The following is a 1862-nucleotide window of genomic DNA, read 5'->3' on the forward strand; positions in this document are numbered from 1 at the left end:
TCTTTATGCTTACCAATTGAACGCAGAGACATAACACTTCAATGGCTGTTTCTAGCTCTTTAACTGATGGAAAAGTAGGGGCTATACGTATATTTCGATTCCTTGGATCTTTTCCATAAGGAAATGTAGCCCCTGCCTTAGTCAATGTGACACCGACTTCTGCCGCCATATTTACTACGTCTTTAGCACAACCGTCTAATGTATTAAGGCTAATGAAATAACCCCCGTTCGGTTTATTCCATGACGCAATATTTTTTCCACTTAACTCTGATTCAAGCTTATTTAATACCATATCAAATTTGGGTTCTATTATAGCAGCGTGCTTTTCCATATGAACTTTTAAATTATCAATATTTTTTAGAAAACGAACATGTCGAAGTTGGTTGATCTTGTCGGGGCCAATTGTCTGGATAGAAATCTGCTTCCGTATAAAATTCAAGTTCTCCTCGCTGGATGCTAACACTGCAATGCCAGAACCAGGAAAAGTAATCTTAGAGGTAGAACTGAACATATAAACACGGTCAGGATTTCCTGCTGCCTTACAGGCTGCAAGTATATTTTTCAACTGATCGGGTTTAGTTAAATGGTGAACAGTATAGGCATCATCCCAAAAAATTCTAAAGTCCCTTGCTTTAGTATTCATGTGAGCAAGTCTATCTACCGTCTCTTCCGAGTATGTGATTCCGTCAGGGTTACTGTATTTAGGAACACACCATATTCCTTTGATAGAATCATCTTCACTGACAAGCTTTTCGATCGTATCCATATCTGGTCCATTCTGCAACATGTCTACTACGATCATCTCTATATTTAAGAGCTCACATATGGCAAAATGCCTGTCATAACCTGGACTGGGGCACAAAAATTTTATTGCTGGAAGCTTCCCCCATTGCGATCCGCTACCGTAAACACCATGAAGCATCGCTCGGGATATAGTATCATACATCATATTAAGGCTTGAATTGCCACCTATAATGATTTCGTTTGTGCTAACCTCAAGAATTTGAGAAAATAATTCTTTTGCTTCAGGAATTCCGTCAATACCTCCGTAATTGCGACAATCCGAACCATCCTTTGCCTTTAAGTGATCATCAAATATCAAGATATCGAGCATTTCAGTGGAAAGATCAAGTTGTTCAGGACATGGTTTGCCTCTAGACATATCCAATATCATGTTCTGACTCTTATACTCATCGTACCTTTCTTTTATGATCAGATAACGTTTGTTCAATTCGTTTACATCTTCACTGATGTAATCAGTATGATTTTCCATTCCCATACTCTCCTGTCAAAGAACTTTTTGAAAAAATTATACCATATCTGTTGAAGATAACTGCCCGTTAAGAAGAGCAGGCCACCGTAGCGCCTGCTCATCATGTGTCTTATTCAACTTTCGTTACCCGTTAGTTCAATGAAGTCTTCAAAACGAGCTATTCCCACATGCCAGTGAGTTCCATGCCGCTATCTGGGAAATGGAACCACCTTGCATCCCTGAGGGTGTTATTGCGCATATTTGTTTCGGCCTTGCACCTACTCCATATGTAATCACAGCTCTAACCTGCATAGGGCTTTTGTTCACCTCGAACACAAGATCCGCATGGCCTGTGCAATAGCAACCATCGTCATATTCAGCACGAACGTTACTGAAGGATTGTAGTCGAACCCCTTCCTCTTCAGCCAACTGCTTCCAAGCACTTTCCTTGCTGCCCGCGGTCTTCTGCCCTTCCCAGCCAAACAGATCCGCAGCTCTGCCGTAGTTTTGCTCCTGGACTGCTTTCAGGAATGAAACGGTTTGCTTTTGTATGCCTATTGGGTTCCAATACAAGGTTACTTTGTACAGCAAAAAAATCATGCACAACAAC

2 protein-coding genes are annotated in these 1862 nt (G+C 40.9%); both read right to left on the reverse strand.

Features of this window, described 5'->3' with window-relative positions; genetic code table 11:
* The coding region (locus AC1DSE_RS34780) for an aspartate aminotransferase type Ic (RefSeq protein ID WP_477529069.1) at positions 1 to 1273 on the reverse strand (1273 nt) is incomplete at its 3' end.
* Positions 1274 to 1420: 147 nt separating this feature from the next.
* A partial coding sequence (locus tag AC1DSE_RS34785) for a hypothetical protein (protein ID WP_477529070.1) occupies positions 1421 to 1862 on the reverse strand: 442 nt, incomplete at its 5' end.

The organism is Paenibacillus sp. 01L418 (assembly GCF_056400045.1).